Here is a 22969-nt window from a genome sequence, read left to right on the forward strand (position 1 = left end):
TATTGCTCAATATATTCATCATTACAACCATGAACGTGGACATAGTTATAACCAATATTTAACGCCCGTAGATGCTGAAGCAGCATAAGGTCTTTCAATGTAGGTACGAAAATACTTGACCACTACATTTCGTATTACTACTGTATTTCCCATTGTGTCAAACGTGCTATTTTATGTGGGAGGATACGCTATAGACACTGAAAGCAATGGGAATTCGGCAGGCTTGCCTGAGCTGCAGAAAGTGTTCTCAATTGAAATAGCTGCTTATGCTGTTATATCGAGTCATTATCATCTTGTTGTACGCCTAAATGATGAAGGTTTTGTTGATTGGGATGATCAAGAGGTCATTCATCGATAGGTTCGGCTGTTTTCTATACCCGCTATTGTTGAGCGATACTTAGCTGGAGTCGCTACTGTAGGCCATGGTAAATTTCCCAAAAAAAAGAAAGCTAAATAGGTTAGTTATGGATAAAGATTGCAATCAACTCGTATCATTTTTTTTAAGAGCGTTGGGAGTGGTTCGTGCTTCCTTTCGTAGAGCCCAAATTAATGTGCAAAAACAGTCTGAAGTAAAATCAGTTGTTGTGAGTGTAAATCCATCTTATTCCGAGGAGTCAACTGAAACAGAGAATGACTATGCTCAGGATGGTGTAACACTGAATATTGCATTAGATGCTGATTTAAACTTAAAAGGGCCTGATGAACAGGATGGAATGGGGGTTTCCCTTTTGATAAGGAGATCTAATAACAATTGGATTGTAGAGGGGGAGATTGGTTGGTCAAGTAGTTATATTGGTTGGGATCAATTTTACGAAAAAGAGCTAGTCCATCAAAATATAAGTGAGGTGATAGAGATGCTTCCACCATTTGTAGAGTCTCTTTTAGATGATTTTCAGGCAAAATTAGCTGAGCACCTAAAAAGCGGAGATTGAGAAAATAGAGATGGTATAGGATATTTATAAGGGAATAAAACAGTTTCTGAAAACCATCATTTTATTTGGTCATTATAGCTTGGACGAGTTCTATTGATATTTATCAAAAAGATGAGCTTGTTATTGGTTTCACTTGTCGAGTACTAAGCTCTGACACCCTCGGCCAAAAGGTCGAGGGTTTTCTCTATCTTTCTTTAATGTTTAATTAGACATCACATAATTAGCACCTAATAAGTACTCAATGTAATCTTCACCTACTTCTTCGATTAATTCACCAGCCATGCCATTTTTAAACACAGTCAGATCATAGGCGACGTTGTTGTCTACTAACCAGTTCATAAAGGCCATAAAGTTTAGAGTTACATTTTGGTCGTAGTTCATAAAGAACTGAGTTTTGGTGACTACGCTTTTAGCTGTCGCCAGTTGATATAAAGCCTGTAGGTTTTTCAGGTCAAAACCACTCTGTTGAAAATCTTCTTGCAGTCGTTTAATACTTGTATCGATCAATCCCGATAGCAAAATAAAACCCTGCTCGGTGATTGGCATTACAACAGCACCTGACAGCTGCATGTTAACGGCTTCACGCATTTTTTCTATGGTGACAAGTGAAGTGTTAACCATCATCTGTCTTGCAATATCTCTAACTTCGCCATCGTTCTTGTGGAACTTATGGTTGGCATCATCGAACATATGTTTAACAAAGATAAGCTCATTGGTAAAGTCGTCATCACCTTTCAGACTTTCCATGCTTTCCAGAATGTCATCCACACTTTCAACCGTTGTGTTAGATGCTAGTAATGGTTGTGAAGCAAACAATATGCTAACTAAAGTACTCATCATCAAATTTTTAAAAGTCATATTTTTTCCTGTTAATTATTGGTTTGTTATATGTTTTTGATGGAGGGTAGATTAAGTAGCAAATTAGGAGAGAATATGGAGGAAGAAATAAAAAGAAGAATTATCTATAGTTTATATGAATCTCAACTTGAGTGTTTCTGTTGGGTGGAATCGCTCTGTCAGTGACTTCCTATTTAAACAGTCATTCTTCTCTAGTCCATGGCAGACTTTTAGTCAGTGTCTATAAATAAGTGCAAGTGAGCCTTAGTTATAAAACGGGAGGCTCACTTCTATATTAACGCTTAAAAGCTGACCGGATTATCATCGGGCACTGGCGTTTCATTACCCACTCTTGGTGTCGGGAAACACCACTCTCTTTCACAAGTCGGTGCTTGAGCAACGGGCTTACACTGCAAGGTTAACTCACTGCGAGTATTAATGGATTGATCATTGGTTGTAATCACTGTAAGAGTTTCGGTGGTATTGATTGGTAACTTGATCGTTGCTTTGTTTGAACAAGCGAAACCAGTTTGTGCACTTCCTGTTGCTGTTTGAGTACCATTAACAAACACATGAGTGCCAAGCTGTGATAGTTTGTTGCTAAAGTCAGATAGTGACACCGAGCCTGTTTGAGTTTGCAACAATTCAAGCGAATGAATATTGTGACTGTTGCATTGAGTGGTTTGCTTAAGATACTGGCGAGGGTCGTTGACGTTGATACATCCACCGATTTGAAAGCTGCAAAAGCCCGATTCTGCATCGTGATCGCAAGCGGGGTCACCATCATGACATTCGAGTTTGTTGTCAGAAATTCCTGTCGCACGAATAATTCGACGTGGTTGTTCAGTATGCCACTCAAATTGACAAGCGTTTGCATGATCGTTGGAACCTGGAATTAAAGAAGACAAATCAACTTGTGTAAGATCGGTTGGTTGATTCAGGGCAAGGTTGGAAATATTTCCTTCTGATTTATCATGAGGAGAATGACAACCACTGCAGGTTTGAACTTCTCCTGGTTTGACGGCATTCCAAAAACGTTCACGAATAATGACATTCCCCTGATTGTCGACAGTTTCCCAAAGTAACGGAACATTCGCTGGAACCTTAGCTGCAAAAGAACCATCGCTTGCAACGGGGGCTCGACCTATTAACGCTGGATAAACCTGTCGGTAGCCTGGAAAGGCTGCGAAGGTGTAGTGAGAGGGCACCGCTTTATAGATATTGACGAAAGCGGCTTGATTTTCATTTTGTTCTGACTGAGGATCGTTGCCGTTTCTTTCGCGCAGGCGAACATCTTTGGTATTCAGAATGCCCCAGCTCACATCAGTACGAGCAGTGTCATTGAGTACGGGTGGTTTAGTTCGAGCAACTACTTCAACGGGCTCTAACTCCCACCATTCTGTGTTGTTAAAGATTAAAGTACGCTTGCCATCATTTGAGAGTTTGTATAAACCAAAGTCGGGTACTTCGGGTCTGCTTTCATCGTCGCAACACAGATTTAATACCTGGCCTAGTGCAAAGCTCACGATAAAACCAGAGTCTTTCATTGGATAAGGATCTCGGTAACGGCCTTCACCATCAGGGATAGGATCTTCGAAACTGTAAGCAACTTGTGGTGTGATAAATTGTGGCTTGGCTGTCAGGCCATCAGCTTTGGGGTCGATAATAACAACGGCGCCCGCGCCCCAGGTTTCTGCTGTCGCCATCGTCGATACAATACGTCCTGTACCATCGTATAATGGTCTTGCTTGTACAAAACCTCCTTTAAAGTCGGGCGGAAAATGAGCTCCAAATATAGGGTGAGCATCACTGTAACCGTTAGGTTTGGTTTCCCATAATAAAAAACGGCTGATATCTAAAGGATCAAAAGGATCTTCGGTATCCGCTTGAACCAGATCTGGAAAACGAATGGTTGCACTCCAACGAGTAAAAAGTATTTTCCCTGATTCGCTGATGGTTGGTGTCATATCACCACCGGGATCGGAGGTCATCATAAAAGGCTGAGAACCATCGGCGTTCATAATGTAGAGATAACCGACAGGGTGTTGTTCGTAGGGATCTAAAACCTTGCCTCGGTCGGAGGCAAATACGATACGACCATCCGGTAAATAAGCGGGTTCTGTCTCATTGTGAGTGGTATGAGTGATACGTTTTAGACCGCTGCCATCGACGTTTATCTCGTAGATTTGCCATAAGCCATATTCGCCAAGCTTCATCGAAAAAATAACTTTGCGGCCATCCCAGGAAACTTCTGGGTTTCTTACGGCAGCATTGGTTTTTTGAGTCAGGTTGACGGGCTGATTGGAACCTGGGTCCAGTCGGAACAGATTACCGCCTATGGGTTGATCAGCGGGTGGGTTGTCACCCAAAAAATTGCCATGAATATCATTAATTTGAAACTCACCTGCAATGCTTTTCTTTTGTTGTACGTAGATAATCGGATTTTTAAATAGGCTATCGTTGTTTCCACCATTACCTGGATTTCCATTGTCTGGGGGAGGAGGGGGAGTGGCTGTTTGATTGTCTTCTGATGCTCCTCCACATCCCGCCATCAAAGAAGTGGTTAATAATATTGAGATACAATAAAGTCGACACATTGATTTCATGCAAATAGCTCCTAAAGAAAGGCCGTATGATAGTGAAGACGGAGCTATGGTGGAGCTGAGGAATAAAGTTGACGAAAATAGCTAACGGATGAGACTTGGCTCACATAGTTTAGGGCTAGATATCTTGCATGGATTCTCTAAATTTTATTAAGTCTCGAGCTTCGCTAATATGAGGTTCATAGAGATCATTTTCCAACTCTTTGACTCACTTCTATTCGTTAGTCTGGACTATTCGTGTTGTGTTATAGCTCTCATTGCAACCACTATTAGGCCTTTGCCAGAAGAGCTCGATAGAGCATATTATCATAGTGACACTCACAGAGGGGATTCACCCACCTGATATTGGCTGGAGGTTTTCAGGTTGAGTAAATCACGATACTATAACCCCATTCCATCTAGAATAGACCGAGTTGGTCATTACCTTAGAAATCTATGGGTCCTTATCGAATTAATCAATGGTGCGTTTATCCGTCTCGCTGCGAACTTGTTCGAGTTGAGTCAGGAGAAACACTGCAGTTAGAGCCGCAACTGATGAGCTTGTTGTCGCTTTTGGTGAGTCACCAGAACGATGTGGTGAGTCGAGAGCAGTTGGCTGATGAAGTTTGGCCTGAGCAGGTGATTGAAGATAATACCATTAGCCGAGCGGTAACACGCTTACGCAAAGCGCTGGACGATGACTACCGAGATCCTATCTATATTAAGACCGTACCCAAACGTGGCTATCGGCTGGTTGCTAAGGTTGAAGATATTCGTGAAGAAGATTCCAAAGAAGCTTCCGCGCAAAATGAGCCAAAGGCAACGTCGAAAAGCCCAATGTTGATTGCTGTGTTTTTAAGCATTCTTATTTTGGGTAGTTTCTGGTGGAGTGCTGATAACACAGAGTCAAAAGAAACACTTTATGATACCCGTCCACTCACCAGTGAAACTGGACAGGAGTACCATCCCAGCTTCTCGGTGGATGGAAAACACTTTGTTTATGTAGGGCATAAACAGCAACAACCCTGGCTATTTTTGTCAGAGCGACAACAGAGTGGACCAATGGCTCTAGTTCCTCTTAAAGATTCAAATGCAAAGCCACAGTGGTCTCCTACCGAATCTGCGGTGGTTTATAGTGAAGGTACTGACAATAGTTGCTGGGTGAAGCTTGTTACTTTGTTGTTTGAAACTCAGCCTTTAGTAGAGCCCTTATTTGAGTGTTCTGTTGATATTCAAGCGAACCCCGTTTGGGCGCCTCAAGGTACTGGAGTTTATTGGATTGGTCACAGTGCAGATCATCAAGTCAGGCTCTTTTATTTTGATATCAAAACCAAACAATCAAAAGTTGTTGAGGTGCCTACAGAAGGTTTCAATCTGCTGTACTTCATACCGGAGCGACAAGGAAAGTTAGGCGCTTTTTTGTTGAGTGATGATAAAGCGAAACATTTTATTCGTGTTGTTAATATGGATGACCTTAGCAGGATTGCTGACTTACCTGTTTCATCAAATGTAAGACAGTTTGACTGGCATCATCAAGGCGACTCTTTCGTCCATATTGGTCAGCATCCTTCTCATAAAATCATTCGTCATTATCTTACTGGCGAGCAGAGCACCTTAACAGCGTCAGGCATGAGTTATTTAAATGAAGTGGTTAGAGTCGGTAACACTCAAAGCTTCGCTATGACCAGTCAGATTGTCGACAGGGATATAGTAGAAATAAATGGCAACAATCAACGCTATATGATCAACTCGTCTTACCCTGATTACAACGCGGTATTGTCCCACGATGGCAAGACGTTGGCTTTTGCTTCCAAGCGCAGCGGTAAAGCTCAGATCTGGTTAAAAGATAATGAAGATGGGCGCTTGACTCAGCTGAGTCAGTTTGACGAATCATTTTATATCTATGACATTCGTTGGTCGCCAGATAATGAGCAACTATTGGTTCGAGCCAATCAACAAGTTCATATTTACTCAATTGCGTCTGGTTCTGCTAAGGTTCTTGCTTTAGAGCATCAACAACCTCGATATATACAGTGGCTCGATAAAGACCGTATTACTTACATTTATCGTAAAGAGCAGCAGACTTTTCTCTATCAATTTAAATTGTCTAGTAAGGAAACTTCACTGTTAAAAAACGGGGTGTCTCTTGCTTATTATGATAAGCGCTCAGAGCTCTGGTACTATTCTTTAGTTGGCGACAACAAAGTTCAGCCCTATAAAGATGGGGAACCTTTAAGCGAAGTTTTTTATCAGGCTCCAGAAGACTCCGAGCTACGACATTGGGCTATGAAGGAGGAGAGTTTGTTTGTTGTTGAACGAATCAAGAGCTCTCAAACTGAGAGGTTGGTCAGTTATCGCAATGGACATCGTAAAATACTTTATTCTGGTACTCGAATTGGAGCCTTTGAGCCATTAGGGATTGATAAAGTCATTGTGACGGTTGTATCGAGTGATGAATCCAACTTGATCGAATTAGTGGCTCAATAAAACCATTGAGCCACTGATCTTTTACTTAAAATTGATATCGTATTTTGGCCACTAGTCGGTCTTCATCAGGATTGGGTTCTGTAGAATGAAAGAGATCACTAAAGGATAATGATAAATCCTGTTCACTGATAAATCGATTACGTAGGTAGACCAGATAGAAATCTGAGAGTGGTGCAAAACGGTATCGATAACGCAGCTGAAGAGCCGACTGGCTATGAATGAAGTTGTCTGGAGCAGCGTTAGTCGCTTGCAACTCTCCAGATGCTCCGACTGCAAATGTTTGCTGGCCTTTGCTCTTTAAACCATACCATTGAAAGGTTGCAGCGATATCAGAATGCTGATTGATCTTGGCAACCCATTTTGTATTTAACTTGTTAAAACGTCGATGATATTGATTGAGTTCTCCATCGCTATTGCCCAATAGCCAATCGTCACTGTCAATATAAGTATAAGTTGCATCTAAGCGAAAGGTGTCGGAAAAGTAAATCTTACTATCAAAGATCCATTTTTTTGCATACTCACTGACTCCTTCTTGATAGTAATAGGCATCAACAGAGTAAGAAAAATCTGCTGGAGACGGCGAAGCATAGCGCAATCGGATCTTTTTGCGGGAAGGCAATTGAACACTACCATGCCCGCGACTAATTAAATCATCAGTGCCTTCGTTTTGATAATTAAGTGAGACTAAAAAGAAGTCTTTGGATTTTAATTGAAGCGCACTTGTAAACTCTGCACTCCAGGGCAGAGTTTCTCCTTGCGTATTGTTGGAGTAAGTCAATTTGCCTTGATAGTAAAGTCGGCGCAGTAGGCTTTGTGGTGTGAATCGGTAGTCGTTGTATTTGGAAGTCAGGCGAGTGAGCCATAGGTTATTTCTGGCAAGGTATCCCAGGTCATTGAGTTCAAGGTTTTCGTCAAAGTAGCTCAGCTCAAATAGATTCTCGAAGGTGCGTTGAGGACGATAACTCGCACTAATGGTTGCACCAAGCCCTGTGTTGTTGCTCGTTGCGTCTGTCTGGCTATTGTTAGGCTGACTAATTTTAGAGCCAATGATATTAGCAAACAATTTAGTTTGTGGTGAGAAGGTATGATTAATGTCAAAGTTAGTTGTGATGGCTTCGCGGTCAAGAGTAGGGTTATTTACCCAGTTAATTAACTGACCGAAGTTTGTCTGGTCTTTAGAATGCAACCAACGAGCACTTAAAAAGGTTTTGCCTTCTGAATCCGGTAGATCATCTTCTTGGGCAAAGAAGATTCCCAAGTCAGTAAACTCAAAGGCTGTTAGAGACTTTAGCGCCAGATCCACATCATGGATTTGACCACTGCCACCGTCAGAAAGTCCGCCGATACGTCGAGTATTAAACAGGCGCAAATTTTCTGGCCCTCTAATATCAAACAAGCTTTGGTTTTCGGTAAAGAAAGGGCGCTTGTCGGTTCGTAATGTTTCTATCGTAGAAAAATTAACAATGAGTTCATCACTTTCTACCTGGCCAAAGTCTGGATTGATGGTGGCTATAAATTGTTGGGCTGCATTTGGCTTCCAGATAAAATCCAGACCTGCATCCCATTGCTGGCTGCTTTTTGTTCGGTCATGTTCGGTGGCTAAGTATCCATTGGCCGAAATAGATTGAGCACTCTGAAAATCGATGCTGACGGGCGCGTATTCGTAAGTGAAATTAGGACGACCGCGATTGGTATCTGGAAAAGAATAGGCTTCGCTGGCAAAGACATTATTGCGTTGAAAGTACACCCGAATATTACGTTGGTTGTTGGCTTCGGCAGATTGTGATTTATAAGTTGCAATAGACCATGGAATAAAAAATTCGCTGTACCAGTTATTTTCGTCTTCTGAGACGGCGGATGTCCAAGGGCCATCCCAATCTCGGTTGCTGTTGTTGCCGCGGCTGTAAGTACCATCCATGGTGCCGCCACCAAGAGTGGCTACAAATTCGTAGGCGGTATTGCCATCACCGTTAAAATCAATAAACACCATATTAAAGTCTGCACTGGTGTATTGGTCATGACCGCTGTAGCGTCGTGAACGAGCTGCAAAAGGTTGTTGATTGACAAAGGCCACATAAATGCCCTCTTTACGAGTGAGCAAAAGGGTTTTTGTTGCCATTTTTGGAGACTGACCTGTGTTAGGAAAACTCTGCACAAACTCAGTAAACACTTGGGCGTTTTGCCACTCGGCCTCGTCTAATTTTCCATCAACTATCATGGTGTGACCAGGAAGAGCAGCGGTCGCAAATACCGTAAAAACAAACAGTCTATTCCTTATTAAGGTTAGACAGTTTTTAACACTATCGATGGTTTTAACTAACATATTGGATTCTCTTAAAGCGGATATTTTGTAGCTGCAAATGCTCGCAAATAACTCATAAAAAGAGGTGACCAAGTTGTGACAGAGGATGGACCAACAGCTGAAAGAAATAAAAGCTCAATAAGATCAATGGATTACAAAGGCTGTTTGAAAACTCTTCAAAAATGGAATTTAAAAGAGAGGTGGGCAAAAAATAGTCGTTGAGTTGACGCTCTAGGCCACTCGGTGTCGAAGCTGAGTGGCCTAGAGCTATTGAAGTTATTTCGAAAGGCGGGTTTTTAACAGCTGCTGAGTATGAGTGATGAGCTTCTTAGTGCCGCTGTTACCATGGCCTGGTACAACGACTTTAATATCTGCAAACGCTTGCATCAGATGGTCCATGGCATGTTGCCAGGAAACCAGATTTCCATCGGCAGTGTTACCCATTGTCTTGGCTTCGGCTGCGCGTACGGCACATCCTCCATAGAGTATTTTGTGTTCGGGTAACCATACGACAATGTTGTCTTCAGCGTGAGCGGCACCGGGGTACATCAGCTGCATATTGCCTAAAGTCACTTTGGTATTGATGGTGCCCAGTTTTTGTAGCAAATGATCGGGAGTTGGATTGTTTTCTTTGAGCGCCAGGGGTTTTGTGAGTGGGTGCCCATAAACTGGGATACCTGCCGTTTTCAATACATCGGCTCCACCCGTTCGGTCATAGTGAAAATGCGTGACGACTGCCTTAGTGATGGGCAGATTGATTTGTTGCTGTATTTGTTTCATTAAAATCTGGGTTTTCGGAGCATCCCAGGGAGTATCCACCAGAGTGAGCGTTTTGCCATCTTGGATGATCAGGCCATTAGAAGGATAAGTTTTACCATTGCTTAATGTGTGTTCTGACACATGTACCCAGACACCGTCGGTCAGTTTATTTATTTCTACTTTTTGGGACTGTTTGGCGAATACTGAATTGCATAAGCTGATGCTTATCAAAAGCAGTAATCCTTGAGTGACTCGCTGCACGTTAATTTCCTCTAATCAAATTGGTACTGAGCGGTGACTTCCAGTGTGCGTTTTTGACCTTCATTCACCCAGAAGGGGAAGTTATTAAAGACTCCGTCTACGTAGCTTTGGTTCCATAAATTTTTTATGTGAACGCCAAGTTCCCAGCGTCGGTTAACCTGTAGCCGCAAACTGGCATCCATACGATGGTAGGGTTCGAAAAGAAAATGGTTTTCGTCATCGGCAAAGCGTTCGTCAACATAACGATATCCCAGTCCCCAGAACAGGTGATTACTATCTGAGAGCTGTTGCTTGTAGTTCAGCCACAGTTGGAGGGTTTTTTCGGGCGTCATACGCGGTGTTTTGCTGCGTATTTCTGATGCATGGCTCTCGGTGATTTCGGCTCTTAAATAGGTGCCAGAAAGTATGATTTGCCAGTCTTCGGCTAGCTCTCCAGCCAGATCACATTCGATACCTTTGTTTCTTTGAGCGTTAATCAAAGAAATAATGTTTTCTTTTTTGATTTCAAACAGTGCACAGCTACTTTGCAGGCGTTCATCCAGCCACAGCTGTTTGAGCCCGAGTTCCCATTGATAAGAGGGTGAAGGCAAACGAATCGTCACTTGATCGCCATTGTTACTTTCTATCAATTCAAATTGAGGTGTAAAAGATTCACTGTAGTTTGCGTAGACACTGCTGCTGGCATTTAAACGATAAACCCAACCCAGGCGATAAGACAGTTCTGAATAACTTCGTTGATCGGCCTGAAACGGAGGCTGTGACTCTATGCGAAAATCATCTTGCCGTGCACCGATAAACCAGGTGGCATTGTCTCCCCAACTTAATACCCATTGAGCAAACAAAGCGATATTGTCTTCGGTAAAATCGATGGGCACGTCAGGATTATTGATCACCACCTGCTCATTAATGCCTGCATTAAATGAACCTCGGTTATCGTGAGTTTGCCATACTAATTGGCCCGGTTGAGAGCGACTCAAGTTGAGGCCATATAATTGTTCCAGTGAATGCCCCCAAATTTGTGTTTTATTCACCAAGATCACTTCACTGCTTAAGAACTCTGACGTATTGGGTAAAATCAATGACTCAAAATCGATGGTTTGAATATCTGGATCAAAAGCAGCGAAGGCTTCGTTCATGGCTTCAAGAAAGTCGGCGTCGTTTAATTGAGCATCAGTAATATTACTTCGGTTGTAGGTAATGCCTTCGTATTCAAATTCAAAGTTGGCAATAAAAGGAAAAAGCGTTTCGCTATTGGATTCATAACGTTCGAATTGCAAGTGAGCTTGTAATGCCCAATCACCAATGAGCCAATCTTCCAGACTGATATGCCCGTTGTTTTTTTTGAGCGCCAAGGTGGTTAAGAAATCGTTGTCTATAGGTGTGATAAGAGCGATACCGTTGGGGGTAGAAACCAACTCTACCTCTCGCTCCACTTGACTGGATATAGAGCCAAAGTGCTGAGCGGCATTTTGTTCTTCATAGCGATAGCGTAGATTCCAGGAGGCGCCATCATGCCATTCGTAACGAGTATTTAGATAAAATCCTTCGGCGTCATTCAATGTGAAGTTCTCTCGCTCTCCATCTTTTTGAACAAAACTGATGGCGCGAAGATCCCAATCTTCAGTAATAGAAAAGTCACCGTTTAACTCGAGTCGTTGAAATCCATCTTCGGCACTGCTTAACCGTATGGAAGAGCGACTTTCACCAGGTCGTTTTAGCAATAAGTTGATTAAGCCTCCAGGCTCCATACGTCCATACAAAACAGAACTTGGGCCTTTGGCGACTTCGAGATTATCAACAAAAGCCAAATCAGGAGGAGAGGTATAGCCGTGAGCGGATACACCATCTATTTTTAATGCCGGGTACGAAAAACCTCTTAACCTCAATTCATTGGTAACCCCTGCGTTGCGCTCCAAAAACGTGACCGATGAGGCGTATTGACTTAACTCTGAGTAATCGCGCGAGGCAGTGTCTTGTTTGAGTCTATCCGACAGGGCATTGACCATCTGCGGCGTTTCTAAAAAATCTCGCTGAGTTTTAGTGCTCGAAAGCGTAGCGTGTAATCGGTAGGGGGATATTAATTTTCCTACAACTCGAACCACTCTGTCATCTGGTGCTTCAGTCACCTGAGAAGTTTTTTCGGGTACATAAATCTTTACGGGCTTAAGTTTAGGCTTCGTAACCGGGCGGCGACGAATCACGATGGAATATTCGGTGGTGATATTAGCCTGCAGATCCGTTTGCGCAAATAAAATATCTAATGCTTCTTTGAGAGTAAACTCTCCCGTTAGCGATTGACTGGTTTGTCCTTCGGTTAACTCAGAAAGAAACACCACCTCCAGGTTGAGTGTGACTGCGAACTCTAAAATGGCTTTGTGCAAAGGCTGCTCATCAATTGAGAATTGATAGCGGGGAGGGTTTTGGGCGGTGGCACTAAAGCTTGCCAGCAAAGCTAAGCCAAATCCGAACTGAATCAAGGAAGATAATAAACGGCGCAATGATTGGCTTCCTATTTGGAACTAACAACAATCAAATAGGGCGTCATTTGGGTTACCGTTATTGGTAAGCTTTGTTCCAGCTTTTTGAGCGTTGCTACTGGATCTTTTACATTGAATACACCGTTTACCTTTTGAGTCTTTAAATGATCACCGTATAGGGTAATGTGACCTCGATGATAACGATTCAATTCAGTGATGACGGATTGCAAACTTTGATCGTTGAATACCAGTCTTTGAGTGCGCCAGGCTGTTGCCTGAGTGTGATTAACTTTTTGAATGGTACTAAAAGTGTCTTGATAAGCAATTTGCTCGCCTTCGGTTACAATAGCCATTGGTTTTTCTGACGCAGAATCCGTCGAACTTACTCCCACTTCGTGCTCGGTTACGGTGACAATGGTTTGCTCATCATTCGTTAACTGAACCGCAAACTCTGTTCCCAGAGCCTGAGCGTTAACATCACCTGCTGTGACAATAAAAGGGCGTGCTGGATCTTTGGCGACATCAAAATAGGCTTCGCCTCGAAGCAGTGTGATGTGACGTTGGTTATCACTGTAGCTTACCTGAATCGCACTGTCCGTATTGAGCTCAATAACGCTGTTATCAGCCAGGGTGACTGTTTGCCATTCGCCCGTCGCAGTTTGATAGTCAGCGTTAATACTCAACCATAATCCCGGAGCCGAAATGAGTCCAAACATTAAGCTTGCTGCAACGGCCCAGGCCCACCAAGGGCGTTGAGATTGAGTGGTGGTCTGTTGCTCGATGATGTCGGCATTTCGGCTCGATGTCGCGTTACTGGCTTGGGCAGGCATGGCGATCACGTCTGCTTCGATATTGTCTGAAGGTTGCTCGGTAGGTAAAGAGGCGGCGTCTAACCAGGTTTGTTCCATCTCGGCAAAAATATCTTGATGGCGCTCGTCAGCCGTCAACCAGTCTACGAAGGCCGACTCTTCTTGTTCATTCAGTTCTCCGGTTTCCATACGCACCAACCAGTCAGACGCGGTGTCTCTGATCATCTGTATGGAGGTCTCTTGGTTTGTCATAGCGGTGATGGCTCCTGTTACTGATGATGACGTTGCTGCGAGGATTTTGAGGAATGCGAATCAGAAAAAGTTGTCTCTTCGGCCTCGCTGAGTCGCTGTTGGCAGTGTTTTACGGCATTGCGCAGGTGTTTTTCGACCATGTTTACAGACACTTCCAGACGTTCTGCAATGATTTTTTTGTCCAGTTGCTCGATGCGATGCCAACGAAAGGCTTTTTGACATTTTTCGGGTAACTCATTGATTGCCTTGTCTAATAATTTCAGCCGTTGTTGGTGGTGATTAATGTCTTCTGGACTGATATGAACCGGGGCTTCTTCTTGCTCGGCAGCGACAAAGCGTTGATCGTAGCTTTTTTTCTTGCGCAGCTCGTCGACGATCAGATTATTAGCCGCTCGGTACAGATACGCTCTGGGCGCTTTTATGACTTTATCGGATGGGTATCTCTCGAGGCGCAGAAAAAGCTCGTGCAACAAGTCTTCTGCCTGAGACGAGTCGGGTAGACGTTTGCGTATAAAGCCAAGTAGTTCGCTCTGAAATTGATGGAAGGCCTGTGTAAGTGCTTCGTGCACTGAATGCCCCTGATTAGTTACGGATTACATGCTTTAGAATAAACAGCTTATTCTTTTGAATCAAGGGTATAGCTTTGTCCTTCACAATTGCTCCTCATTGAGCAGATAAAGAGAACAAAGCTTGAACAGAGAGCTTTATTATTTGAGATTTTTGGTAACCAGATGTGCGCCAATCAGATCGCTAAGTGCGGTGCCGACCGATTTAAATAAGGTAATGGCCTGGGTATTTTGGCGGCCAGTAATTGCGCCTTTGCAAAGCTCGCTTAACTCCCCTTTGATTTGCTCTTTGGTAAAAGCACCTTCAGAGATTGGAATAAGAATTTCACCGGCTTCATTCAAAACGTTCAACCAGCTATCTAGATAAACCTCTGACTTTACAATCAAATCACTGTCACATTCACGCCCAGTCGGTGAGTGGTTGCCAATCAAGTCGATATGAGTTCCTGAGGTTACCCAATCTCCCAGAATGACAGGCGTTAGTGAGCCTGTTGCTCCACAAATGATATCGGCATGTGCGGATTGTTCGGTCAAGTTGTCGCAATGATGGAATTGGATATGTGGCATCTTGCTGGCGCAGTGCTCTATCTTTGCTTGAACCTTGGTTCGGTCGCGTCCCCACCAGATAACCTCGTCGATAGGGCGAACGCTGGCGTGTGCTTCCACCATATAGGGTGATAAGTTACCACTTCCACATATTAATAAGCGACGAGCATCAGATCGAGAAAGATAACGACTGGCCAGTGCCGATACCGCTGCCGTTCGCCAATAGGTAACACTGCTGCCATCCACCAGAGCGAGCGGGGTTCCATGCTGGCGATCAAATAGCATGATTTTTGAATACAGTGATTGATATTCCGGCGTTGGATTTTCTGGAAAGTAGGTAAAGGCTTTTACTCCAATAACTTCATTATTCCAGGCTGGCAAAACCGCAAACGCATCGTGATTTTGAGCGGTTAATGAATAAACCTGCCGCTGTGGCATTGAATAGTCTTGAGCAAAGCCGCTGTCCAATGCATTAATCAATTGATCAAAGTTGAGCGCCTGATGCACATCATTTGCTGAATAAATCTTCACTGTATGATTCCTATCGAAGGATAAATCCGTGACTGAGTGGATCGTCTGAGTTAACAACAAATTCATTTTTACCAATGAAGTGAGCGTTCCCTTCGACTCGAGGGATGATGGCCTGATGGGGGCCAAAAGTCGTTTCTTTAAGCGCTGTGACGGTAAAGCGACTGCCTAACAGGCTTTCAATAACAACCGGCTGCTCAAGCTCAATATCATTTTCGAGATAATGAATTGCAGCTCGACCACTGACACCGGTTCCTGTTGGACTACGATCCAGTTCGCCATCGGCAAACACACAAGCATTGCGGCTGTGAGTTTCGTTGTCGGTTGGCTCCACAAAAATGGTTCCATAAATAAAGCTGAGATCAGACTCAAAAGGATGCTCGATGGTAAGAGTGCGCTGCACTTCTTGCTTGATCTTGCGCCCCAGGCTGATGATGCGTTCGTGATTGTCTGGACGCAATGTGAGGTCAACGGCAGAGGCGTTGACGTAGGCATAAAAAGCGCCACCATAAGCGATGGTGACGGGAATGGGCTCGGCCATAATATTGGCTATTTGATAGTGCCCATAAACAAAAGAAGGAACATTTTCAAAATGCACACTGGTGACTGAGTCATTATCGCTATGGGCAAATGCGCGGATCTGACCCGCTGGAGAATCGATGCGCACTTCGGTCATTGGAGAGGTCATGGGAATGGCACCAGACTCTACCATGGCTTTGGTTACTGCGATAACAGCGTGCCCGCACATGCTGCTATAACCTTCATTGTGGAGAAACAATACACCGAAATGACTGTCTGCTCGCTCGGGCTCAACTATCAGGCAGCCATACATATCAGCGTGGCCACGAGGTTCAAACATCAAGGCGGTGCGCAGATGATCAAAGCGCTCTCGGCAATCATTACGCTTCTCCAGAATGGTTTTGCCTGCGAGTTCTGGAAAACCATCGACAATGATTCTCAATGGTTCGCCTCCAGTGTGATATTCCAACGTTTTTATACGAACTCCCTGTTTGGGAAAAGGATGCTCTATTAACTTGTTTCTATCCATCATTTTATTTCGTTCACGATTAGCGTTATATGACGTATCTTATAATAATTGTATATTGTATTCAATTTGGCTTTTGATGTTTGTTCTTGACATTTTTCTCTCTATCTCTACAATTGTCGATATTGATATCTACAGATGTAGAGATAAACATGACTGACCTAGAAATTAAACTATCTGACTTTGAAATGGAAGTGATGCAGTTGCTCTGGCAACATCAGGAAGCCTCTGCGCCCGAGTTGCATAAGCAGATTGCATCCGAACGTAAAGTCACTTACTCCACCGTAAAAACCATTATTGATCGGTTAGAAGAAAAAGGAGCCATTGCTCGAAGTCGTCAACAGGGGCGCACGATTTTTTATCAGCCCGTGTTAGCACAAACCAAATTTTCGAAACCTTTGGTGAAGCGATTTTTACAACGAGTGTTTGGCGGGCAATCTCGGCCTTTGTTCAGCCATTTGCTAGAAGATGAAACGTTGGATAAAGATGACATTGCTTATCTTGAAAGCCTGATACAGAAGAAAAAGCAACAGTTAGGAGACTAATATGTTGGAATACTTACTGATTAATAGTCTGATATCACTGTTAGTGATCCTTGCTTTATCTTTCTTGCACAATGCGCCCGCTCGTTTTCGTTTACGAGTGATACTGATCGGGATTAGCTCGTGGCTGGTTCCCTGGCACCTGGTATCTCTTCCTGTCGATGCTTCTTTTGCTAATGGGCAGGGCATTGTCGTTTGGGAGTCTTTTGTTTCTGTGTCGTCGGCAGTCGCACAAACGGATCAATCTTTGGGATGGGAGTTTCACTGGGTTGTTATTGCTTCGTTGGCTGTTGGATGTGTGTTGTTACTGCGTCATTTTGGTCGCCATCAGATTGTGATGAAGCAGCTGTCCTCACGTGTAAAAGGTAAGTCCGAAGAGTTTGCTGATAATGATCTTTTATCAGTGCCCGTTTTAGTCGTGGCTGATTACTCTAATGCATTTGTGCGTGGTTATTTTAAGCCAGAAATATGGATTGGTGAGTCTTTGCTAAAACAGCCTGCATCGCAAGCAATTGTGTTGCATGAGCTCACTCATATTAAACAGAAAGATAATTTTATTCAGTTGTACACCGTCATGGTTCGATATCTGTTCTGGTGGAACCCTGTGATTTATTGGTTTTATCGGCAAACATGTGAGCTGATCGAATTGAGTTGTGATGAGTCTTGTCAGCATAAAGATGAAAACTATCAACATCATCTAGCACAGTTGCTTGTTGTTCATCATGCTCAACGGGAGGCTCCTAAGTTTGCTACACCGTTTTTCTTAAGGAAAAAGTTTAATCTTTATCGAATACAACAATTAAATGAGGAATTTCGTATGACGTTGAAACATATTTTAGCTATGGCCATCAGTGCTATTCTGTCAATATCTGTGATTACAGTGAGCGCACAAGATACTACGGCTCAAATTTCTTCAAAGGTAACTCGACTTATCTTTAATACAATTACTAAAACGGGTGAGAGTGAAAATCGTCGCGAGATAGGAACTGAATTCTCAGGAGCTGAGGAGCAACTCGAAGAACTGTTTGCTCTTGCTAAAGAGTTACCCGTTACTCTTGATGTTTCCGAAGATCGTTTTAACAAAACGCTGGTAACTATCACGAGTCAGGAGCAAGCTGTGACTGAGCGCATGCTTGCGGTATTTGATGGCACCGAAATTGGTCTTATGTTAAGAAAGCAACCAGACTTTCGCACCAATTCGGCCAGTGTTCCTTTGAAGGTAAAAATATCTGTATCCATTGATAAAAAATCACCGACGGACTTGTCTGCCGATGCCAATACTAATGAGTGGACAGTGATAGAGAAAGCCCCTTATCAGGTGCAAGTGAAGCCGCAGATCGTAGTAATCGAAGGTGAGGAACGAGTACTATTAGATACGGTAGTCGCAACTCAAAAAGATGGCAAAGAAAACATCATTGCAACACCAAGAATGATTGTTGATTTTGGCAAGGCAGGCATGATCGAAATTGGTGAAGAGAGTGCGGAAGGTGTGTTCTCGGGTATCAGTATGTCAATGGTCGCCAGTAAAAATTAATAGAGTCATTTTTGCTGAACTTGCACAAAATATTATGAAAGACTGAATCGTTCTCTATAGCGCTTTGGAGCAACACCAAAGCGCTTTTTAAAAGCAGAGGACAATGCTTCCTGCGAACTGTAGCCACACTCATAAGCAATGGACTTAACCGGGATATTAGGCTGATGCAAAAGCTCCCTTGCTCTATCTAGACGCAACTCATTGAGAACTTGTGCGGGCGTCATATCTAGTGCCTTGATGCATCGACGATGAAGGGTTCGAACAGAAGTATTAAGATATTCTGCCATTTGCTCAACGGTGACCGTTTGTTGAAGCTTAGCTTCGAGCCAGGCTATTAAGTTGATAATGTCGTTTTGATGAGCTTTCGATTGCAATTCCATCGCGCCAGAAAATTGAGACTGACCGCCTTCACGAAACAAAGACACCACAAGAGATCGAGCGATCTCTAATGCAGTTTTGGCCCCAAGGTCCTGATTGACCATAGCCAACGTCATGTCGACACCGCACATCACGCCTGCCGAAGTCCAAAGGTTATGATCATGAGTGTATAGAGTATCTTGTTGCACTTTGGTGTTAGGGAACTCTCGTTGCAGATGTTGGGTTCCTTTCCAATGTGTCGTTGATAAATGATTATCTAGATACCCTAGTTGCCCGAGTAAGAATGCACCTGTACAAACTGAGGCTCTTGTTTTTGCATGTTTTGCTGCTTGATCAAGCCATATCATGACTTCTTCATTGGATCGGATCTGACTCAGTGCTTCGTGTTCTGCACCTGGAACAATGATTATATCAATGGCATGAGTAACGGGCGGTAATGGCTCCACCACAAGTGGCAGCCCTGCGCTGGATTTCACCTTATTAGATGAGCTGCTGCCAACATACTTAATATCATAAACCGAACGACCAACAATCTGATTAGCTTGAGCCAAGACTTCGGCCGGACCTGAAATATCTAACAGTTGTACTTCGTCATACAGCAAGAAATAGACTTTTTTTGATGTGGCAGTTTGAGACATATTGTTGGCATATCGGTCATTTGGTTCATTGGTAGGATTATACCGAGCAAGCCATTTGACTCAAATTCAATATCCTATATGGCGGGTGATTGGACCTTATAAGTATGGATATTGCCCATTGATTAAAAAGACATAGAAACAGGAATAATTCATGCAAATTGCCATCGTTTTGTATCAAGGGGTAACCGCGCTCGATGCGATTGGTCCTTACGAAGTGCTTCATCATATACACGAAGCAGACATTCGGTTTGTGAGTGGTAGAGTAGAGCCTGTCGTCGCTGACAGCGGCGTATTAGTTATGGGCGCTACCCATACTTACGATGAAACACTTAGTCCAGACATTGTTTTAGTGCCTGGGTCTTCTGCTGATACAACGACGGCCATGGCCGATAAACAGTTAACTGCCTGGTTAAGGCAAGTTCACAAAACAACTCAGCTAACTTTGTCTGTTTGTTCTGGTGCTTTGATTTTGGGGGCAGCAGGAATACTAGAAGAGTGTCCTGCCACGACTCACTGGATTGCACAAAACTTTTTAACTAAGTTTGGTGCAAAACCAAGAAAGACCGAACGAATTGTTCAATCTGGAAAAATCATTACGGGTGCAGGCGTGTCAGCAGGAATTGATCTTTCTTTATTTGTTGTAAAGGAATTGTATGGCCAGGAAAGAGCAGAAATTATTCAGCTTTTGATCGAATATGATCCCACACCTCCTGTTAATTCTGGTCACCCAGATAAAGCGTCTGAGGTGGTATATCGTATTGCTAAAGAAGAGATGTTGGAAGCAGCCAGGAACCCAAGAAATATGGTGTCAGTTCCCAAAATTTTGTGGCAAAAGACGTTGACTGATATCCGACAAAAAGTGGGAGTGTAAAAAGCCGTAATAGAGTTTGTTGGGTGGATCTAGTCTTCTTTTATGGAAGTGCTAATGCTTCATAATTGAGGACTAGCTGAAGCTGCTTTTACCTCCTTATTTTTCCATATTTAATGCATATATTTTCCTTAATTTGATTGTTGATATTAATTAAATATTGCGATGCATCACGTTTAAAACAAGTGTGAATATTTCGTATGTTTAAAACAATTGTTTTATTTTGATGTGATACCCACTAAATCCCTTTTTTATTAAGTGTTTATTCAGGTTTTGCGAGGTGGATTTTTTACCATAGGCATTTGATTTAGGTGGAATCTCAACTTGAGTGTGAGGCCTATTGAGACTTTATCGTTAATCTTACAGCTCAGACCAGTGTTAATAGCCGGGTAGAACAAGGAACGCGGCTGAGTTGTAGGTCTAAGGGAACGCTTCGTTTACATATTATGGAGCCCCTGGAACAATGAATATAAAAAATATAAAGATGAATAAGCAATGTCTGTGGGTAGGCACAGCCATTTGCATGCAATTTGGTATCAGCAACCCTGTTGTCGCGAGTGAAGCTAAGCAACTGTCAGTAGCACCAGAGTCGATTCACCATCAGTCATTAAAAACGGCTGCCGAAAGTGGTGTGTTCAGTCATTCTGTGATGTTGCCAGTGGGCGAGCGGGCACAGCATTCTGCGAAAACTACAAACGGTCAATCGGCTTGGACTCAAGAACTTATTATTGATTCCAACCAAGCTAATCCTATTTTGTTTTTAAGCCCAGATGCGCAACATTGGCAGTTGTCATTTAAGTCACCGCAGGGCAAAACGGTGATGAGTGAGTCAATGAAACAAGGCTCAAGGATGGCAGTAAAACAGTTTGAAGTGGGTGATCAACAGTTCGCGGGCAAACAGTATCAGCGCCCCGAGGCTTCTGCTGGTCGTTGGCTCGTTGATTTTAATCAGGTTGCTGAGCCCGTTGCACAAGCCCCTGTTGGCGATAAATATCGTCGCAGTCAGATTAACAATGGCGGCAAGCAATCGCGTCCAGGCCAGAGCATGGTGCCTTCTATTCCGCGTGGATACTTGCTCGCAAAAGGTGACCCTTCTTATAAACTCTACACTTACCTTGATAATAAGGTAACGACTCTTGATAGCGACCTGAATATGGTGGCTTACATGGTGGACAGTGTTAAGAGTAATAATGTTCGCAGCAAAATGGTGAAGCAACAACCTGGCGGAGCTAATATTACGCGAGCACAAGTGCGCGTTGAATACCCTAATGGTAAGGTGACTTACATCGCTATGAATGACCAAGGGTTACAAGGTGATAAGATTGCTGGTGATGGACGCTTCACGGCGAAAATGCCATCGGTTATGACCGGTACTTACTCAACTCAGGTTCAAGTTCAGGGCGTGCGCAACGATGGTATGGCGTTCAGTCGTTCGGCGATGGATCTGTATCCTATCGAAAAACAAAGTTATGGATTAACGTCTTCTCCTGCCACATTATTGCAAGAAAGTTTGCATCGCAGTTTGATTCAGCTGGATCTTGCTGTGATGGATAAAACCGCTGGCGAAATATTTGCTGCGGCTGAAGTTTGGGGCACTGATGCTCAAGGACAAAAACAAGCTGCTGCTTGGGTTGGTGGTGTTGTTGAGCCATTAGCAGAAGGTAAAGCGCAACTTGGTTTTGATTTACGCTGGTTGGATCGTAGCGGTCTGAATGCACCTTTCGAGTTGCGTAACATTCGTTTGCAAACCACTCATAACAACACGCCGATTGCACTGATGAAGCAGTTGCCATTGCAAACCGGTAAAGGCTGGTTGAGTGCTCGTCAATCAAAACTGGCAGCCAACGGTAGTTTGCAAAAAGCGGCTGTTATTAACGACGAAATGTTGATGGGTGTGAGAAGTGAGAAAGTCATGTCAAAAGTAACTTCGATGACGCAACAAGCTGCTTCGTCGGGTAAGCTGATGTTAGTTCACGGATACTGCTCCAGTGGCGAGCCTTGGAATACGAGTCACTTTAGCAACACGATTACCTTTAAAGATCTTAAGAAAAATCGTAGCCATGATGCGTTTGCCAAACTGATCCGTGATTTTGGTGCAAGTCATCCTTCCTTTGGTGTGGTTGCACATAGTCAGGGTGGCGCGGCGGCGTTGCATTTGTACACTCGTTATTGGTCGGGTTTAGATTACGCATCCGGTGGACGTTTAATTCAGTCGGTGGGAACCCCTTATCAAGGCACTGCATTAGCGGGTAACCTGGCTGCCTTAGGTGCTATTTTTGGCGCAGGTTGTGGCAAGAACACGGACTTAACATACAGCGGTGCGTCTAACTGGTTGGCTACGATTCCAAGCTGGGCGCGTCAGCAAGTAGATTACTATACGACGTCGTTTAAAGATCGTTGGTGGGCTTATGATTACTGTAATGTTGTCACCGATGTTTTGCTCGATGATCCAGATGATGGCACTACCGAAAAATGGTCAGGGCAACTATCGGGCGCTAATAATAAAGGACACAAAACAGGACAGTGTCATACCACTGGTATGAGAGACACTGCTCAATATAAAGATTCAGGACGTAATGCAACGATGAATGCTAACGCTGCACGTTAGGATTGGTTAATAAAGCAG

The 22969-nt window shown here is 43.5% G+C and carries 18 protein-coding genes; 8 read left to right on the forward strand and 10 right to left on the reverse strand.

Annotated features, from left to right (window positions below):
• Position 1: 1 nt before the first annotated feature.
• The 3 genes from NH399_RS26050 (at position 2) to NH399_RS24595 (ending at position 932) form a co-directional block, all read left to right on the forward strand.
• Entirely contained in the window at positions 2–88 is an 87-nt protein-coding gene (locus NH399_RS26050) for a hypothetical protein (RefSeq protein ID WP_371876119.1), read from the forward strand.
• Positions 89–115: 27 nt separating this feature from the next.
• A complete protein-coding gene (locus tag NH399_RS24590; protein ID WP_253044079.1) occupies positions 116–358 on the forward strand; it encodes a hypothetical protein in 243 nt (80 codons plus the stop codon).
• Positions 359–464: 106 nt separating this feature from the next.
• On the forward strand, positions 465–932 hold the full coding sequence (locus tag NH399_RS24595) for a hypothetical protein (RefSeq protein ID WP_253044080.1): 468 nt from the start codon (positions 465–467) through the stop codon (positions 930–932).
• 201 nt (positions 933–1133) lie between these two features.
• Here NH399_RS24595 and NH399_RS24600 read toward each other — a convergent pair whose 3' ends face one another.
• Together NH399_RS24600 and NH399_RS24605 are read right to left on the reverse strand one after the other, a co-directional pair.
• Positions 1134–1790 (reverse strand): hypothetical protein, encoded by a 657-nt coding sequence (locus NH399_RS24600; RefSeq protein WP_253044082.1) that lies wholly within the window; start codon positions 1788–1790, stop codon positions 1134–1136.
• Positions 1791–2071: 281 nt separating this feature from the next.
• Positions 2072–4375: a hypothetical protein gene (locus NH399_RS24605; RefSeq protein ID WP_253044083.1), complete on the reverse strand. Its 2304-nt coding sequence runs from the start codon at positions 4373–4375 to the stop codon at positions 2072–2074.
• A 432-nt stretch (positions 4376–4807) separates the two neighbouring features.
• Between NH399_RS24605 and NH399_RS24610 the strand changes: the two genes are divergently transcribed.
• A complete protein-coding gene (locus NH399_RS24610) occupies positions 4808–6838 on the forward strand; it encodes a winged helix-turn-helix domain-containing protein (protein WP_253044084.1) in 2031 nt (676 codons plus the stop codon).
• A 25-nt stretch (positions 6839–6863) separates the two neighbouring features.
• On the opposite strand, the gene NH399_RS24615 is transcribed toward NH399_RS24610, so the two are convergent.
• The 7 genes from NH399_RS24615 to NH399_RS24645 all read right to left on the reverse strand — a co-directional run bounded on the left by NH399_RS24615 (position 6864) and on the right by NH399_RS24645 (position 16389).
• Complete coding sequence (locus NH399_RS24615; RefSeq protein ID WP_253044086.1) at positions 6864–9161, reverse strand: DUF5916 domain-containing protein; 2298 nt, start codon at positions 9159–9161, stop codon at positions 6864–6866.
• A gap of 255 nt (positions 9162–9416) precedes the next feature.
• Positions 9417–10160 carry a subclass B1 metallo-beta-lactamase gene (gene bla, locus NH399_RS24620; protein WP_253044088.1) on the reverse strand — a complete coding sequence of 248 codons (744 nt, stop codon included), beginning with the start codon at positions 10158–10160 and terminating at the stop codon, positions 9417–9419.
• Between the two features lie 11 nt (positions 10161–10171).
• Positions 10172–12658 carry a TonB-dependent receptor gene (locus tag NH399_RS24625; protein ID WP_253044089.1) on the reverse strand — a complete coding sequence of 829 codons (2487 nt, stop codon included), beginning with the start codon at positions 12656–12658 and terminating at the stop codon, positions 10172–10174.
• An 11-nt stretch (positions 12659–12669) separates the two neighbouring features.
• Complete coding sequence (locus NH399_RS24630) at positions 12670–13698, reverse strand: FecR family protein (protein WP_253044091.1); 1029 nt, start codon at positions 13696–13698, stop codon at positions 12670–12672.
• 17 nt (positions 13699–13715) lie between these two features.
• The gene (locus NH399_RS24635) at positions 13716–14267 is read right to left on the reverse strand and encodes a sigma-70 family RNA polymerase sigma factor (RefSeq protein WP_253044092.1); all 552 of its coding nucleotides are present in this window, start codon (positions 14265–14267) and stop codon (positions 13716–13718) included.
• Between the two features lie 138 nt (positions 14268–14405).
• Positions 14406–15341, reverse strand: a complete 936-nt coding sequence (locus NH399_RS24640) for an ornithine cyclodeaminase family protein (RefSeq protein ID WP_253044094.1) — start codon at positions 15339–15341, stop codon at positions 14406–14408.
• Positions 15342–15351: 10 nt separating this feature from the next.
• On the reverse strand, positions 15352–16389 hold the full coding sequence (locus tag NH399_RS24645) for a proline racemase family protein (RefSeq protein ID WP_253044096.1): 1038 nt from the start codon (positions 16387–16389) through the stop codon (positions 15352–15354).
• A gap of 146 nt (positions 16390–16535) precedes the next feature.
• On the opposite strand from NH399_RS24645, the gene NH399_RS24650 reads away from it, so the two are divergent.
• Complete coding sequence (locus NH399_RS24650; protein WP_253044101.1) at positions 16536–16928, forward strand: BlaI/MecI/CopY family transcriptional regulator; 393 nt, start codon at positions 16536–16538, stop codon at positions 16926–16928.
• Between the two features lies 1 nt (position 16929).
• Positions 16930–18459, forward strand: coding sequence for a M56 family metallopeptidase (locus tag NH399_RS24655; RefSeq protein WP_253044103.1), 1530 nt, complete (start codon positions 16930–16932; stop codon positions 18457–18459).
• Between the two features lie 32 nt (positions 18460–18491).
• Here the strand turns inward: NH399_RS24655 and NH399_RS24660 are convergent, their stop codons facing one another.
• Positions 18492–19475: a GlxA family transcriptional regulator gene (locus NH399_RS24660; RefSeq protein WP_253044104.1), complete on the reverse strand. Its 984-nt coding sequence runs from the start codon at positions 19473–19475 to the stop codon at positions 18492–18494.
• A 151-nt stretch (positions 19476–19626) separates the two neighbouring features.
• Between NH399_RS24660 and NH399_RS24665 the strand changes: the two genes are divergently transcribed.
• Both NH399_RS24665 and NH399_RS24670 read left to right on the forward strand, forming a co-directional pair.
• Complete coding sequence (locus tag NH399_RS24665; RefSeq protein WP_253044106.1) at positions 19627–20346, forward strand: DJ-1/PfpI family protein; 720 nt, start codon at positions 19627–19629, stop codon at positions 20344–20346.
• Positions 20347–20806: 460 nt separating this feature from the next.
• Complete coding sequence (locus NH399_RS24670; RefSeq protein WP_253044107.1) at positions 20807–22951, forward strand: choice-of-anchor X domain-containing protein; 2145 nt, start codon at positions 20807–20809, stop codon at positions 22949–22951.
• Positions 22952–22969: the final 18 nt, after the last annotated feature.

Origin of the sequence: Pleionea sp. CnH1-48, from assembly GCF_024124665.1 — a bacterium.
GTDB lineage: Bacteria > Pseudomonadota > Gammaproteobacteria > Enterobacterales > Kangiellaceae > JAMXSB01.

Coding starts and splice junctions, on each gene's coding strand:
- NH399_RS24615 (WP_253044086.1), bottom strand. CDS start 9,161: ATGTTAGTTAAAACCATCGATAGTGTTAAAAACTGTCTAACCTTAATA.
- NH399_RS24610 (WP_253044084.1), top strand. CDS start 4,808: ATGGGTCCTTATCGAATTAATCAATGGTGCGTTTATCCGTCTCGCTGC.
- NH399_RS24665 (WP_253044106.1), top strand. CDS start 19,627: ATGCAAATTGCCATCGTTTTGTATCAAGGGGTAACCGCGCTCGATGCG.
- NH399_RS24595 (WP_253044080.1), top strand. CDS start 465: ATGGATAAAGATTGCAATCAACTCGTATCATTTTTTTTAAGAGCGTTG.
- NH399_RS24600 (WP_253044082.1), bottom strand. CDS start 1,790: ATGACTTTTAAAAATTTGATGATGAGTACTTTAGTTAGCATATTGTTT.
- NH399_RS24670 (WP_253044107.1), top strand. CDS start 20,807: ATGAATATAAAAAATATAAAGATGAATAAGCAATGTCTGTGGGTAGGC.
- NH399_RS24660 (WP_253044104.1), bottom strand. CDS start 19,475: ATGTCTCAAACTGCCACATCAAAAAAAGTCTATTTCTTGCTGTATGAC.
- NH399_RS24605 (WP_253044083.1), bottom strand. CDS start 4,375: ATGAAATCAATGTGTCGACTTTATTGTATCTCAATATTATTAACCACT.
- NH399_RS24650 (WP_253044101.1), top strand. CDS start 16,536: ATGACTGACCTAGAAATTAAACTATCTGACTTTGAAATGGAAGTGATG.
- NH399_RS24655 (WP_253044103.1), top strand. CDS start 16,930: ATGTTGGAATACTTACTGATTAATAGTCTGATATCACTGTTAGTGATC.
- NH399_RS24630 (WP_253044091.1), bottom strand. CDS start 13,698: ATGACAAACCAAGAGACCTCCATACAGATGATCAGAGACACCGCGTCT.
- NH399_RS24645 (WP_253044096.1), bottom strand. CDS start 16,389: ATGATGGATAGAAACAAGTTAATAGAGCATCCTTTTCCCAAACAGGGA.